This is a genomic window from Halobacillus seohaensis, from assembly GCF_042663045.1.
Classification (GTDB): domain Bacteria; phylum Bacillota; class Bacilli; order Bacillales; family Halobacillaceae; genus Halobacillus_A; species Halobacillus_A seohaensis.
Window position 1 is genome coordinate 1 of record NZ_JBHSZV010000013.1, and the last position, 14,163, is coordinate 14,163.

Here is a 14,163-nt window from a genome sequence, read left to right on the forward strand (position 1 = left end):
GAACTGACTGATCGGTAATATTCGATGGCTCTCCATCTTTCCAAAGATCTAGTTTTTCATAGAGCTTACGTAAGAGATTCTCATACTCTTTTAGTTCACTATCATTAGCTTCCGGAGCTAAGAATCTATAGAATGTGGTTAGTTTAGATAAGTGCTGTGTAAATGACGTGTACTCGTCTTCAGCCGTTTGATAGACTTGCAAGGGATTAATGACTCCATCAGATCCATCTAGGGCAATTTGTTTTCCACCTAAGGCCTCCGTCAACTCCGCAAACTCTCCTGTTACATCAAACGTTCGCACTTTATAGCCTTTAATCGCGTTATCTAGCATAATTTTCTTGAGTGTCGTTGATTTCCCTGCACCCATGGCACCGACCATCACTCCATTAAAACTTTTTCGCTGCTGATCACGGTGAAACAAATCAAAAACAACATTACCTCCTGTCAGCGTGGTGCCATAAAAGGTGCCATAGGGATCGTTTAAACTCGTAAAATGGAAAGGAAAACCACCGGCTAATCCTAAAGCCGGAATCGGTTGTCCCTCCCGTTTGTTACGATAGGTAGATTGGTCACCATAACTAGATAGAAGCGCTTGCCATTCATACTCCTGTTCATTTAAGAAGATGGATCCTCGAAAGTTTTCATCTTCCAAGGTCGATAAGACTTCTTTCACTTTATCTTCTAATTCAGCTTTCGTTCGAGCGCTAACGTAATGCCGGAGATGCACACGCTTAATGATTTCTCCTTCCTCAGATACTTGGTTATAAAGTTCTCTCAAATCATCGTAATTGTTTTGGGCGTCGATAATCCCAGCGTTATCTTTTTCATTGATGATACGAGAGCTTTGTTCGGCCATGCCTTTATTTAAGCCATCACGTACTTTGTACCGATCATCTGATACAATATCCATCGTCGTAATCACATTCTCCATGTTGAAAATGGGCTCTAACCAAAAGTCCGATACGTTCTTCGGAAAAGAATACACATGGACGCATGCTTCATAACCGTCTCCTTTTTGAATGAAGGACTCTTGAAAGTTTAACCCTCCTTGTGGTTGTACATGAGCTAGTAAATACGGATTGTATCCCCTTGCCTTCGTTTTCTCTTCATCTGTTTTTGGTTTTAAAAATGAAAACAACGTCCCTTACCCCCTCTTTTCCAATTTAGAATTCTGATTGTGAAGCTTATACAGCAAACCCAATTTCTTTTCATCGGTTAATTCAATCATGGGTGCAACTCGTCCTAGATATCTTCGACAATTATTGCGGTATTCCGATAACTGTTTAAAACTTGCAGCATAAATATATAAATAAAACTCTCGGTTCGTTCGATGGGTTTCTAAAAACTCCAATTCATGACGTTTTTTTAGTAAAAATCGTTCATATAAAGGGGCTGTATTCTGAGAAATCTTATAATTAACGGCGTCCAATTGCTTTTGCATATCTACCGGGAAATTCATCGAAACGATTTTGATATCATGAGCGTACGATTGAAAGAATTTAGCCATCATCATGATGTCGTATTCTGTTTCCCGGGTAGAAGGTGAATAAATGTCTTTGCTTTGCAGCTGCATCACATCCAAATATCCCTTATTTTCTTGAAGTTCAAAGGAACCGTCAGCCGTCATCTCACGAATAGAAAGGATATCTGCCACAGAAGATTTGGCCATCGTTCGTTTTTTCTTACGTGGCTTCGACCCTTTGCATTTTCTTTTTCGTTTTGTAGATGATTGTTCCTCAAAAAGAGCTTGTTGTGCTTCATGATCTTCAGAAAACACAGGCCCACTACCTTGGTTTAAAGTCATTTTCAGACGCCCCTTTCTCTTTTTCCTCCGTGTCCATCGCGCAATAAGTAATCCGGTTCCGAGAGACAGCTAACATCAATGCTCTAGCCATGCGTAATTTCGGATTCGTCTTTGGACGGATCAACCAGGACACCATCAACACAACCCAAAAGATGGCGTAGTACCATACCAAAGAGGGGTGAACGACATAACGGAAGGTAAAACCAACACCTCCCAGAATTAATACAACAAGTAAATCTGTAAGGTAAAACAGACGATTGATCTTAAGTTCACTTCCAATTTCAGACGGGACTTTATAGTGCAAGGTCATCTCTCCTTTCCAAAACAAAAACGCGAACAAAGTTAAGACCTTCGTTCGCGTTGCTTCATTTTGCTATTACGGTTTTCAGTAGTATTGCGTGATAAATCGTAGGTCCGTTTGGCACCTTGAACCTTAGGGTTATGATCCAGACGATTCTTCGTCCGATCTTTCAGGTATTTTCCGATGGTTCGCTGTTCCGCGCGGTGCTGGTTCGGCATTTGCTCTTGGCCATTATGGAGAGAAGAAGATTGACTTGACTGTTGTCCCTGTTCCGTATCTTGCTTCTCTGTTTTAGGAGGTTGGCTATCTCCTTTCATAGACTGCATAGGACTCGGCTCTTGCCTTTGTTGTTTCTTCCCTTGATTCATGTCGCTTTTAGTAGGGCTAGGTGATTGTTTGTTTTGTTCTGACCCCTGTGACTTCCCTTTACCTCCAGCCATGCCGGCAACAGCACCAGCAGCACCTGCTCCCGTATTCATCACGGCACTTGTCCCTCCACTAGCTATAGCACCAGCAGCTTTCTTAGCAGGTGGTCCCAGCGTTTTAGAAGCTAGATAACCTCCCATTGCTACATGCCAAGCGTTTTTCAGTCCAGCATCAATACCAAAGAGTTTCTGGACAATGTTCGGTCCATCAATCACAGCTAAACTCCCAGCAATAAGAGCAACTAAATAACCAATCCCCTCTAAATTCTCGCTTATGAATGTCGTGTAAAACATATACACGCGTAAACTTAAGAAAATCATAATCAGCGAAGCAAATATACTTCCGATGTTTTTAATAATCATTTTCAAACGTTGTCCGGTAGATATATCTACATAAGCCATAATGAGCGCCACAATATGATTAAAGCCCAGTTCAAAACAAAGTTTGGCTATCTTAATGGAGATTAGGACCATTGTAAAAGCCATTACACCAAGCGTTACGATAGCCGTAAACCAATCGACATGCCATCGGTAATAATTTTCCGGTAAGAAATCAAACAGTCCACTTTTGCCCAACTCGACTAAACCTTCTTCTCCGTTCGATTCTATCCCAACTTTATTCATAATTATCTCTTTTCCTTCGGATGATAATTGATTACCGTTTGCTTTCTCAAATTCTCTAGTGATGGTCTCATTAATTGATATTTTATCAATATTGGTCGGACTGACGTGGTGTTGTTCTTTCACATCTGGGGTTTCCCACTGGTGTTCATCATAGATTGCAACATCCGTAATATAGTCCTTCATCACTCGATCAGAGGTTGTAAAGGATTCGGTGTCGACCTGAGCCACATCCACTGCCTCTTCTGTGAACTTATTGACTTGTCCCATTCCAAAAGTTAAAAGAGAAATAGTCATAATGGAAATGAAAAGGTTCATAGGAATATCAGCACGGTTCTTCTCTTTATTGAAGATCAATCGAAATCCAATCATGGCTAGTGAAAAAGCAAGCAATATATAGAGTACCGGTTGAATCGTATTGAGGAAGCTTTGAACTGGTGCACTCATAAAGAAATCCGTCAACGTCAACACGTTGTTCACCAATCCTTCTAAGCTATCAACAATCATTTTCAAGAATAATAGAATGCCCCACCCCATAATACGTAAGCCCGATATAAATATGTTGTTAGTTGTCAGTAGATCGGAAAACTGCAATAGTTTTTCTAAAAGCTCTTCATCTGACATGTTTCCCCTCCTTAAATAACCTATGCAAAGGCTTCCCCTGCTTCCTCTGAATTCATCATCTCTTGTTCCTCTCTTAATCTATCGATCTGTTTACGAATATGGTTATACACTTGTCGACTAATCTCCTGCCCCTCTCCAAGAAGTTGAAGAGTGTATAGAAAAGACTCCATAAGCTCCTTATTCATTTCTTCCTCACTATGCTCTAGAAGAGGAGCAATTTGCTGTTTAATCATATCAAGGGTACTCTTATCAAAAAATTGCCCCACTTTCTGTTGTTTCCATGTTTCCTTATCAAAGACTGGATTCTTGATAGATCCATCTTCCGATGGAAGAGTTTGAGAATCCAGCTTGTTTTCCTTCTCATTTATTAGTTGAGAAACATCTTGAAAGTCCATAACTAAATCCTTCGGATCAATATGGCGGTGTGGCGTGTCAATTTCTTCTTCGGTGATGGATCGACTGGTGTCAAAATGATGATTCAGATACGTATGAGCATATTTCATACTGTGTTTTCCAGTGTTGTAGATGGGAAATGCTCGGATCTTTCGTCCCTTCTTGTCACGACGCATCAATACACGCCGAACTACTGAATCCCCTTCATCCAATTCCTGGAGTTCATTAGCTGTGAAGAGATCTCGCCCTTCTGTACTCTCCGTCTTGGATTTATCTAACGAAAAGGTGGATCCCGAACGTGTTTGCGTATTTAACGTTTGTTTACCTAGCTTAGAAGAAAAATAGGAGGCCGAATCATAATCGGCACTTAAGATGTAAATTTCATTTCCACAGTTTCCACGGATGGTCGCTTGACCGTCTTCCCCATACAAGTCCTTCAATTGAGCATAGGATTGAACAACCAGGTGAAAACGAATGTTTCTTCCGAGACAGACCGTTATTTTATTATTCATATCAGCAATTCCTGGCATGTTCCCGAATTCATCCAACATAAAGACGACTTCACGCAAACATTTCTGCCCTTTGGCAATCGATGCGTTCTTCGATAACACGTAGTACAGCTGACTAACAAAGATCGACGGGATTGCGTGCGTCGAAGTGTCATAATCCGGGGTAACCATAAAGAGGGCAATGGGTTTGGTAAAGTAGCAAACCCTTTCCACAGTAAGATCACTTAAAAAATCTGGGGAAGTGGAAAAGTAAACCTCTCCGGATTCTTCATGGACTTCCTTCACTTGAATAAATAATTGACTCCTTTGTTTTTCTTCATGGTATTTCCTTTGGTCTTTCATTTGTTTCCATCTTTGTTTCGCGGATAAAGGCTCTTGATCTTGCACAATAGTTAGGATGTCTCCCTCTTTCAACTTTGAGGAAAAGTTAATTGTCCAGGTGCCACTCTCCCCAGATTGATTCGTTTCTGTTATACCGTCGGGAAACGTAACAAATACTTTCGAAAATGGAGTCCCTCGACCTTTAACGGATTGACCAAAGCCCACTTTTTTCAAATCCAATGAATTTTTCGCTGTCATCTTGGCCGTTTCACTCATCGTAAATTTCGTTAATCCATTCATGGCCGTCGTAAAAATACTAGATCGTGTATTTCCTTTGGAAAAGTTGCTCGTCGCATACTGTTCTTTGGCGACATGTGATTGAGGCAACTCCTGAAAATACTCATCCAAAGCATTGTACTCTTGTCCCTTTTCATCCACTTCATTTTTTGTTCCTAGTTCAGACAACATATTGGCGACAGTGTACATGGTGATTTTTTCTTCCGTTCCTTCTGTGATGCTTTTTTCCGTAATAGCAAGAATCATGGCGTTCACGAGAGATTTGGCTGAATCATCCCACATCGGCTCTTTCGCTTGTGGGTTGTGATAGAGCATATGGGTAATCGTTTCACACAATGTTTGGGCCGTGGAAAAATCGCCATCTTGATAGGATTGTTTGACAAGCTCTAGTAAATTAAAGCTCATGCTTTGCATTGGATTCATTAAATTGAGAACATCAACTTCATACCCTCGATTCTCAAGGGTTTCGCGACTGGAAGCGAATAACTCCCCTTTGGGATCGTTAATGACTAAAGAGGGCTGCTCCTCAGCACGAGAATAAGCATCGATGGTGGGAATCACATAGGTTTGACCTTTCCCACTTCGTGTCGTACCGATAATTAAATTATTTACGGGCGAAGGATCAATAAAAGCTTTCTCTCCCTTACGAGCTAATACAGGGCCACCCTGACCTTGGTAAGTATGTTTCCGATCAGGGATGGCTTTGTATTGTTGTTGAATTTCCTTGCGTGTTGCGAAACGCTGTGAACCTTTTTCATCCGTTCCAATTTGTTTAAAGTTGCTTTGCAGTTTATAGACCATGTGCGCGACACCCAGCAGACCGATAAAAACGACGATGCTATAAAACCACGGATACTCTTTCAATTGAAGGTCTGTAAAATAAGACGCTTGAATAATCAAAGGTTTACTAAAATCAGGGAATGTTTGAACCGTATCCCACATAGCAAAAACAACATTCAACATAAATGTGGCTATTAGCATCGTCGCCGTAAAAAAACAGATGCTTAATGGTATAAGCACCTGCTTTTTTGCGATCGTTTTCAAAATGGATCAACTCCCTTAAAAGTTATTTTGTTCTTTCTCTAAGGATTCTTTCTTCTCCTCTAATGAATTGATTTTATTCTGGTCCTTATCGTCTGACTTTTTCTCGGTTTCTATTTGGTTATTAAGCTTGGTCAGTCGTAATTTCAGTTCTTCATATTGGTTAATTTCATCATTCAACTCATCACTTTTGGCTTCGCTAGCCATTTTTTTCGCTTCCTCTGTTTGATTGAGTTTTAAATAGGCCCACCCTTTTTCTTTATAACGTTCTTGCGTCATAGGTACATCTTCCACGTCTAACGCTTTTTCGTAATCTTTTTTGTGATACGCCAGTTCAAACGCACCAGATGGGCTCGGGTAGTTTTCTTGAAATTTTTCCAGTTCATCGATTCCATGTATTTGCATCACCTGACTAGATAGGAAGGACACTCTTCCCTTTCCTAACTGATTCACAGCTTCTTCATAGTTCCTGTTCGACACAAGAAAATGAATCAACGCTTCTTGTTCCATCTTGCTAAGACTTTCTTTGTCTTGCAACTTCCCAATCGCTTCACTTTTTTCCCCAGTCATAGCCATTTCATATCCATGTTTTATGGTTTTCACCTCGTTCAGTTCCTGACTTCTCTCTTTCAATGCTTGCGATTGGTTAATCATTATCATAGCTAAAGCAATGGATGTAATGATAGCCACTACACCCAAGCTAACCAGAGAAACCGTGATTATCTTTCCCCGCTTGCTATACGACTTCCACCAGTAGGAGTTGTCTGTATCCTCTCTCGATAATTCCGTCAGGTCTATTTGATAAGACGTGGGTGTATGGGACGTTAGTTTTTGTAGGATAATATCGCGTTCCGTCTCTTGTTGTTGATCCTTCATGGGGATCTGTATAAGCTTCTGGCATATATGATCATAGATGTTAGTAGTTTCTCCCGCCCCTACAATATAGGTTCCGTTATACAGTTTATCGCCCTCTTCGTTAGAAACCATAAAGTCTAGAGCGACCGGCTCAGTGTTTTTCTTCTTCCATTTCGCGTCCAGCTCGGCTGTTTTTTCTACTACTTCATGAAAAGAGTAAGGATGAAAACTAGTAATCTCTCCTTCTAATTTTGAGGTAAATAATACTTTCATTCCTACATCGCTCCTTTAAAAGATCACCTGGTTGTCAATGTATTCGGCAATGGCTGTGGCACCCATCAAAACTACAAGGCCGACTGCACCTCCTATAAACCAAACAATGGAACTTTGACGCCCTCGAACGCCTCCCCATATAAGGTGGTAGGCTCCGATCCCGAAAGCGATAGCTGCTGAAATAATACCAAGTAGCTGCATCGCGGTCAGGATAGAAGCTCCTGTTGATTGTAAGTTACTAATTGCTGACAATAGGGCATAACCCTCTAAAATCCCCATCACACATACTCTCCTTTTAGTAATGTTTGTTTTCTTTTACATCATTCAAGCCTTTGTAATGCATGAGTGATTTCATTACAAAGGCTTGATTTTCTTTAATGTATTCCTGGTGTTTTTCGTGTAACCAATCGTTATAAGAAAGGTCTTGAATGGTTAAAAGTGTTTGAACAAGATCTTTGGATTGTTTGAGTTCACGGTTTTTAGCTCCCACTTTATCACCTCCCTCAAAGGAATTTAGACATAAAAAAAGAAGCGATCTTTTTAGATCACTTCGCTTAGGATGCTGTCTCATTAATAAATTCTTGAATTGCTTTCTCTTTTTCATCATCAGATGGATAGTCAACACTTCTTAAGGAGACATACTCTTTTAAAGTTCCATCTTTATACATTCCTAGAGTTTGAAATTGAATATCCTTTAAACCTAATTCTTCAGGCTTTAAGTTATTATCAATCATCTCCTTCGACTTAGCATTTATTTCTTTTATATTCATTGAATCAGTTTTTTCTTCAACTAGTTCTATATTATCTTTTCTCTCTTCTTCATCTTCAGTGTTATTAAGCAATATATAAGCTGTCTTTTTATCTTCGATGTGCTTTTTAATTTCATCTGGTGATAAAGACTCGACTTGACCTGTAACTCCCTGAGTTCCACAACCTGCAAGGATAAAAATCAATATTAATCCAGCCAAACCACCGATCCAACGTCTTTTCATCAGATCATTCCCCTCTAGAGTCGCTTTGTATAACGATTCTAACACCTACTCAAACAAAAATCCACATTTTGGCAGGGTATAATATCCGTCGCGCGTGTATATTATTAGAGATTGTTTATGGCTAGATACAATCAACCTTATGCAGACTGCATCATGTTAAACATGATGCTCTACAATGTACAACGTTTCTAGCATATACGAAGAACTTTATGTATCTAAGTCTACTTTTGAAAGTTTCTTCGGTAATTAACCTCACCTTCAACAAGCCCGCCATCATTGATACAACGCTTACCAGGTCACTAGATGCGTTTCACGTAACACGCATCGAACGATACTCGACCACTAGGAATGTTCTGCGACCTTTCCTAGCATAGATATGTGATTTTCAAAGATCAAAAGTGTGCTGTTTAAGCACGTCTTAGAATCGTTAAATCTTATACCACTTGTTGTAGGTCACTATTAGGATTTCGACGTTTGGCAATCGTCCTAAAATGTTCATCTTTCACGGTTCGAATACGATAATAAACGTTTGCCAATTTTTCAACATGGCCTTTTCTATCAACAGCCCAAAGACCATGAACATCATACCTTTTCCCTTCAAAGGTTTTTATGCTGTCAGCTTTAGAAGAAATGTCATAAAAAGCAAAGTGTTTTTTTGAATTCTTCATAAAATAACCTCCCTATATGGATTTAGTAACATCTAAGTGGTTTTATGGATCCCCTACTACCCTTAGTTCTGATTTAGACTGTAAGGCTTCTATCGCCGAAATCGATCCTTCATGAATCGCTTTAATGTCCTTACTAGATAAGTCATATCCATACCGATTCACGTCCAGAATATATTCCGGAGCCTTCTTTAACTTGATCCCCAAATCTATAATTCTAGCTACTTCCTCAAGACTTGGCTGTTTCTTTGGATCTTTATCTTTTGATTGCTGTTCACGTGTTTTAAACCACTCCGGCAAGATCTCTTGGTTATTTGAACGCTTGGAAAACGAATCTCTGCGATTCTGCTGCTGATTTTTTTTATATTCCACTTCTTCAGCCTTTGCCTGATCAATTGTTTGAATTCCTTTGTGGACCCATGACTGAAGAATGCTCTTCACATAGCCCCAGCTTAGTTTATTACGGTCCACGGAGCGTTTCATAGCTTCCATAGTCAATAAATCTCCAATTTCCTCTATCCAAGATATGATTTCTTCAGAAATTTGTGGTCGGATCACACCAAAGTTATTTTGATAAAATTGAATGGCCTCACTATTTGCTTGTCCAGAAATAGTAGAGGTAGTTATATATTCTTTTACATTCTTAACTTCTTTAAGTTCTTGTTCATTCTTGTATGTGTCTTTTTGCTGTCCTTCTGATGGTAAAGTGCTGTCTTTTTGTTGGTTATTTGTTGTCTCTTTGTTGTCGTATTGTTCTTCATTAGACTGATAGATCGCCCAATTATCAACGGATATAACACTATATTTGTTGGTGGAATAAGTAGTAATCACACCATCTTCCTGTAAGATTTTCAGATAATCTCGAACGGTCGATTCATTCATGTTTAACTCAGATGCAGCTTTCTTCCTCCCAAATATAAATTCACCTGGTTTCAATTGAACCTTTTGTCTTCCAACTCTTGCTTCTGCTTGTTTATGACTTGATTTTGTTAAGCAGTAAATAAATATCTTCAGCATCTTCTCATTATCAAATATTTCACTATGAAGAATCTTACGATGAAGCTTTACCCATCCTTGCATATATGTCCCTCCTTACTTCAGTAAATAACATTTATAATTACCTCCTTTTGCTCTATCAGGTCACATACCCTTTTGTTTTTAGTTCACATAGAGTAGACAAGTAAAGAGTTGAATCGTTCACCACATCAGCATATCTCTTGCAGACCGTTTAATGTATTGAATTTCCATAAAATGCATAAACTCTAGATTTTTACCTATTTACTCGAGTCAAGCGCTAAGTATGGGCATTATATTTCTAAATAAAATAGTAAATCCTGGTTGTATTTTTCTTTCCTTGCACTTGAGTGTTCTCGCTCTTGACTTCCAAATTGCCTGGGCACTCGATTATTCTTCATTCCCCCTTCCAAGTTACGAGTTAATAATCACGAAATATTGCTTCTTGTTCATCTAGCCACGTAATCAAAAATTCTTTTGTTTTCTGAGCCGGAAAATAGTATTTACCACCAACCTTTACTTTCGGAAAACGTTCATCAAAAAAGAATCGTTCCTTAATGGTGTTCCAACTCATACATGTTCTCCTTTTCAACTCATTGGTATCCCAAAAAACCAACTCGGTATCAAGGTTATTGACCGTTTCCTCAATCTCCCTTTTTAACATTGCTTTGACTTCCTGATCGTTGACATGAACACTTAGCATATTTCACCTACTCTCGCTTAGATTTTTCTTTTCCTTTATGGTTTTATCTGAGAAACTGCAACTACCTAACTCTCTAGTCGACATACAACCGTAAACCATATTATGTTTTAGTCATTTCCTAAGATAGCTTTTCAGTTATCCCCCTTTCTTTTAAGAACCCACGAATCACCCATATTTTAAAGAGTTAACTCTCTCCCGTTGTAATTTCTAACTTGTTAATGTGTTTAGGTCTATTTCCAGTTGATTGGTCACTTTTATTAGCGTTTCAAAACTAGGTGTGTATCTGCCGTTCTCTATATCTGATATATAGTTTCTGGAAATCCCTACTAGCCCTGATAGTTCCGACTGAGTGAGGTTTAAACCCGTTCTCGCTACTCTCAAAACATCACCAATTTTTTCTCTATCCATATTTTTCTACCTCCTTGGCAATAATATACTTGTATTTCCGTCATGTTGTAAAGTCTGATGAATGATCACTACAGATTATTTAGCTGAATTTTCAGTTTAATGCTTGTATTTACGTCTTATATCTACTTATTCCTGGTTTATACGTCAAACGAACATTGTATATCCGTACTTTTTTGGTTATACTGATCTGTAGAGTCGGATATACCGACTTTTAAAAGTCAAAGGAGGTGATTAAAATTTCCAAGAAAAATAACATTAAGTATTTTAGGAAAGAAGCTGGCTACACCCAGTCTCAGTTAGCAGAAAAGGCCAATTTATCAAGATCTTATTTGGGAGACATTGAAAATGAAAGATATAACCCTAGTATAGATACCTTAAGATCGATTGCTAGTTCACTTAATGTTTCACTTCAAAAGCTATTAGAAGATCCCACAGAGGAAGACGATTTAAACCCTAAATCTAAACAAATCATTGATAGTCTAGCTAGAGCTAAAGACCTTGACGATTCCGACTACGATCATATTGCAACTCATGTGGAGGCGTTGATTAGATATGCGAGAAGTAAAAAGAAAGATGATTCCTAAAAAACCTCGATTTAATTACAGTCGTTCAAAAGCAAAAAAATTCTTACTCAATAACACTAGTTTCACCAGTTTCCCTGTAGACCCTTTTCAGGTATATCGGGATCAGGGATGGCTACTGTTCACCTGGAGTGAGGCTAAATCAATATTAGGTAGTAACGACCCTTTAAAATTAAAAAAGACTGGTGCTGAAGCAAGAACTTCAATCACCAGAGGGGGAAACATCTATATAACTGTATACGATGATACAATCGTTCCTAAATCACGCGTGCGTTGGACAGCAACACACGAAATAGGTCATATTGTTTTAAATCACCTTATTGAATACGAGAAAACAGCTATTAATAGAGGTGGTCTATTTAAAGAGGAGTATAAAGTGTTAGAGGTAGAAGCAGATACTTTTGCCGCTGAAGTCTTAACACCTTTTGCCGTTCTTAAAGAAAGTGGTATTACATCAGCTCACAATATAAAGAAAATTTGTGATGTATCATCAAAGGCCTCATATTACAGAGAAACAACATTCAAAAAAGTGAAAAAGGAATTTGATATTTCTGATAGGAGACTAGTATCGAAATACAAATCCTTTATCCACGAAGTCTTACACGGTTAGACCAGTAATAACTGTGGGCCTGTTTTTGTCAATAAGAGTATTTTATCTTGTGTAGATCAAAGTACGTTTTTACAAAAAGATTTAGGGAGAGTACTGTATTGATTTACAATCACTTGATGTTGACAAACATATTAAAGCAAATATATGTCTACGGTGTGGAAACGAAAATACCCGTAGCGAGAACCGTTAAACATATGGCGCTTTATTGACTAACAGGTATTCAGGATATGGCAAAGGTATTCATTATGACGATGACGACCTTGTAATGAACAAATTGTATTGTGGGAAAAAACGGATTGGGACAACGAGTCTGTGCAAAGCGGAGAAAGTACGTACATTGTGTTCATTGCATCTCAATAACCACATCTACGGCCAAAGTTTCTTAAAAAGCCGATCCAACAAGAAACAATGTACGGTTAGGGCTGAAAAAGAGATAGCACTATTTATTATCGACAAACTAAATTTTAAAGAAAGGAATTATTATTATGGGAATTGGATATAGACAACACGGTAAGAAGAACTGGGAATACCGTATTCGATATAACGACCCCCTCTCAGGAAAGAATAAAGAGATGTCTAAACGGGGTTTTGAGACTAAGCCTCAAGCCCGTTTTGCTGCACAAGAAATGGAAAAACAGCTACTAAATAACTATGAATCAGCTACGGATACGACTTTATTGAAGGATTTTTTACAGGAATGGCTTCAAGATTATAAGAGAGATGTAGTTCGTAAAAATACTTACGAGCTGCATAGTAGAAACATTGAAAAACAGATCAAACCTTATTTTCAACAGATACTGTTAAAAAAGGTCAAACCTGTAATGTACCAGAAGTTTCTAAATCATCTCTTTGACCAGGGGTACAGTAAACGAACTAGAGAGATTATACACGGAACAATGTTTAACGCCATGGAAAAGGCATTACATCTCAATAGAATTGAAAGAAATCCGTGTACCGGAGCTACTATAAAAGGAAATTACCAAAAGAAAGATGTGTCGTTCATCGATTCCTCAGATATCCCGCTCTTTTTACAGGAAGCGTATTATTACGGGTATATCTACTGGATTTTTTTCAAGGTGATGATCGAAACAGGTATGCGCAAAGGGGAAGCAGCTGCACTTCAATGGAATGATATTGACCTAAAGCACAACACTATAGTTATTAAAAAAACGCTTGATTTCCAAGCGAGTGAAGATGATGATTTATTTGGTGATCCTAAGACATTTAATTCAAACCGTAAAATTACGATTAGATCTTCCTTAGCTAACGAATTGCATTTTCACTTAAAACAACAAAATCAAAATAAAGTTGCAGTCAACGAATTATATCACCACGATTTAGGATTAGTTTTATGCAGGAAAGACGGAAATTACTTACCTAAATCTAGTCTTTACAATGCATTTTCCAAGATATTAAAAAACAGTAATCTTCCATCCTTGCCTATTCATTCGCTAAGACATACACATGCTGTCCTATTAATGGAATCAGGAAACGAAATGAAATATATTCAGGAGCGTCTTGGGCATGGTAGTATCCAGATAACATCCGACGTGTATTCCCATATTTCAAAGAAGATCGATACCCAAAGCATGAATCGGTTTGAAAATTATATGAATAATATCTCCACTTAATTTTTTGGGGTGAATTTGGGGTGATAAGTAACACTGGTAAATACATTTAAAACACCCCATAAAACAAAACGCCCTGACGCTTAGAGCGCCAAGGC

16 protein-coding genes are annotated in these 14,163 nt (G+C 38.5%); 3 read left to right on the forward strand and 13 right to left on the reverse strand.

All coding sequences use genetic code 11. From position 1 onward, the window contains the following. The 13 genes from ACFQIC_RS04475 to ACFQIC_RS04535 form a co-directional block, all read right to left on the reverse strand. On the reverse strand, nt 1-1,138 hold a 1,138-nt coding region (locus ACFQIC_RS04475), incomplete at its 3' end, for a VirB4 family type IV secretion system protein (protein WP_390216964.1). Between the two features lie 6 nt (nt 1,139-1,144). Continuing rightward, the gene (locus ACFQIC_RS04480) at nt 1,145-1,804 is read right to left on the reverse strand and encodes a hypothetical protein (RefSeq protein WP_204707704.1); all 660 of its coding nucleotides are present in this window, start codon (nt 1,802-1,804) and stop codon (nt 1,145-1,147) included. Next, nucleotides 1,785-2,108: a DUF5592 family protein gene (locus ACFQIC_RS04485; RefSeq protein ID WP_204707706.1), complete on the reverse strand. Its 324-nt coding sequence runs from the start codon at nt 2,106-2,108 to the stop codon at nt 1,785-1,787. Before ACFQIC_RS04485 ends, ACFQIC_RS04480 begins: the two co-directional genes overlap by 20 nt. Before the next feature lie 38 nt (nt 2,109-2,146). Continuing rightward, the gene (locus tag ACFQIC_RS04490) at nt 2,147-3,775 is read right to left on the reverse strand and encodes a pLS20_p028 family conjugation system transmembrane protein (RefSeq protein ID WP_204707708.1); all 1,629 of its coding nucleotides are present in this window, start codon (nt 3,773-3,775) and stop codon (nt 2,147-2,149) included. 20 nt (nt 3,776-3,795) lie between these two features. Beyond that, nucleotides 3,796-6,342: a VirD4-like conjugal transfer protein, CD1115 family gene (locus tag ACFQIC_RS04495; RefSeq protein WP_204708014.1), complete on the reverse strand. Its 2,547-nt coding sequence runs from the start codon at nt 6,340-6,342 to the stop codon at nt 3,796-3,798. Between the two features lie 12 nt (nt 6,343-6,354). Beyond that, nucleotides 6,355-7,464, reverse strand: a complete 1,110-nt coding sequence (locus ACFQIC_RS04500; protein ID WP_204707710.1) for a hypothetical protein — start codon at nt 7,462-7,464, stop codon at nt 6,355-6,357. Between the two features lie 15 nt (nt 7,465-7,479). Continuing rightward, nucleotides 7,480-7,743 (reverse strand): hypothetical protein, encoded by a 264-nt coding sequence (locus tag ACFQIC_RS04505; RefSeq protein ID WP_204707712.1) that lies wholly within the window; start codon nt 7,741-7,743, stop codon nt 7,480-7,482. Nucleotides 7,744-7,759: 16 nt separating this feature from the next. Beyond that, nucleotides 7,760-7,954 carry a hypothetical protein gene (locus ACFQIC_RS04510; protein WP_204707714.1) on the reverse strand — a complete coding sequence of 65 codons (195 nt, stop codon included), beginning with the start codon at nt 7,952-7,954 and terminating at the stop codon, nt 7,760-7,762. A gap of 64 nt (nt 7,955-8,018) precedes the next feature. Then, nucleotides 8,019-8,456, reverse strand: coding sequence for a hypothetical protein (locus tag ACFQIC_RS04515; RefSeq protein ID WP_204707716.1), 438 nt, complete (start codon nt 8,454-8,456; stop codon nt 8,019-8,021). Between the two features lie 434 nt (nt 8,457-8,890). After that, the gene (locus tag ACFQIC_RS04520) at nt 8,891-9,124 is read right to left on the reverse strand and encodes a hypothetical protein (protein WP_204707718.1); all 234 of its coding nucleotides are present in this window, start codon (nt 9,122-9,124) and stop codon (nt 8,891-8,893) included. 42 nt (nt 9,125-9,166) lie between these two features. After that, complete coding sequence (locus ACFQIC_RS04525; RefSeq protein ID WP_204707719.1) at nt 9,167-10,201, reverse strand: DnaD domain-containing protein; 1,035 nt, start codon at nt 10,199-10,201, stop codon at nt 9,167-9,169. A gap of 355 nt (nt 10,202-10,556) precedes the next feature. Next, nucleotides 10,557-10,838: a group-specific protein gene (locus ACFQIC_RS04530; protein ID WP_204707721.1), complete on the reverse strand. Its 282-nt coding sequence runs from the start codon at nt 10,836-10,838 to the stop codon at nt 10,557-10,559. 207 nt (nt 10,839-11,045) lie between these two features. Further along, complete coding sequence (locus ACFQIC_RS04535; RefSeq protein ID WP_204707723.1) at nt 11,046-11,246, reverse strand: helix-turn-helix domain-containing protein; 201 nt, start codon at nt 11,244-11,246, stop codon at nt 11,046-11,048. Between the two features lie 227 nt (nt 11,247-11,473). Here ACFQIC_RS04535 and ACFQIC_RS04540 point away from each other — a divergent pair, with 227 nt between their 5' ends. The 3 genes from ACFQIC_RS04540 to ACFQIC_RS04550 all read left to right on the forward strand — a co-directional run bounded on the left by ACFQIC_RS04540 (nt 11,474) and on the right by ACFQIC_RS04550 (nt 14,068). Continuing rightward, nucleotides 11,474-11,830 carry a helix-turn-helix transcriptional regulator gene (locus tag ACFQIC_RS04540; RefSeq protein ID WP_390216965.1) on the forward strand — a complete coding sequence of 119 codons (357 nt, stop codon included), beginning with the start codon at nt 11,474-11,476 and terminating at the stop codon, nt 11,828-11,830. Beyond that, complete coding sequence (locus tag ACFQIC_RS04545) at nt 11,820-12,437, forward strand: ImmA/IrrE family metallo-endopeptidase (RefSeq protein WP_204707725.1); 618 nt, start codon at nt 11,820-11,822, stop codon at nt 12,435-12,437. Before ACFQIC_RS04540 ends, ACFQIC_RS04545 begins: the two co-directional genes overlap by 11 nt. 485 nt (nt 12,438-12,922) lie before the next feature. Then, nucleotides 12,923-14,068 (forward strand): site-specific integrase, encoded by a 1,146-nt coding sequence (locus ACFQIC_RS04550; RefSeq protein ID WP_204707727.1) that lies wholly within the window; start codon nt 12,923-12,925, stop codon nt 14,066-14,068. Nucleotides 14,069-14,163: the final 95 nt, after the last annotated feature.

What these genes read in the sequence shown, in the direction of transcription:
- ACFQIC_RS04480 (WP_204707704.1), bottom strand. Translation starts at nt 1,804, where the DNA reads ATGACTTTAAACCAAGGTAGTGGGCCTGTGTTTTCTGAAGATCATGAA.
- ACFQIC_RS04490 (WP_204707708.1), bottom strand. Translation starts at nt 3,775, where the DNA reads ATGTCAGATGAAGAGCTTTTAGAAAAACTATTGCAGTTTTCCGATCTA.
- ACFQIC_RS04500 (WP_204707710.1), bottom strand. Translation starts at nt 7,464, where the DNA reads ATGAAAGTATTATTTACCTCAAAATTAGAAGGAGAGATTACTAGTTTT.
- ACFQIC_RS04505 (WP_204707712.1), bottom strand. Translation starts at nt 7,743, where the DNA reads ATGGGGATTTTAGAGGGTTATGCCCTATTGTCAGCAATTAGTAACTTA.
- ACFQIC_RS04515 (WP_204707716.1), bottom strand. Translation starts at nt 8,456, where the DNA reads ATGAAAAGACGTTGGATCGGTGGTTTGGCTGGATTAATATTGATTTTT.
- ACFQIC_RS04520 (WP_204707718.1), bottom strand. Translation starts at nt 9,124, where the DNA reads ATGAAGAATTCAAAAAAACACTTTGCTTTTTATGACATTTCTTCTAAA.
- ACFQIC_RS04525 (WP_204707719.1), bottom strand. Translation starts at nt 10,201, where the DNA reads ATGCAAGGATGGGTAAAGCTTCATCGTAAGATTCTTCATAGTGAAATA.
- ACFQIC_RS04530 (WP_204707721.1), bottom strand. Translation starts at nt 10,838, where the DNA reads ATGCTAAGTGTTCATGTCAACGATCAGGAAGTCAAAGCAATGTTAAAA.
- ACFQIC_RS04535 (WP_204707723.1), bottom strand. Translation starts at nt 11,246, where the DNA reads ATGGATAGAGAAAAAATTGGTGATGTTTTGAGAGTAGCGAGAACGGGT.
- ACFQIC_RS04545 (WP_204707725.1), top strand. Translation starts at nt 11,820, where the DNA reads ATGATTCCTAAAAAACCTCGATTTAATTACAGTCGTTCAAAAGCAAAA.
- ACFQIC_RS04550 (WP_204707727.1), top strand. Translation starts at nt 12,923, where the DNA reads ATGGGAATTGGATATAGACAACACGGTAAGAAGAACTGGGAATACCGT.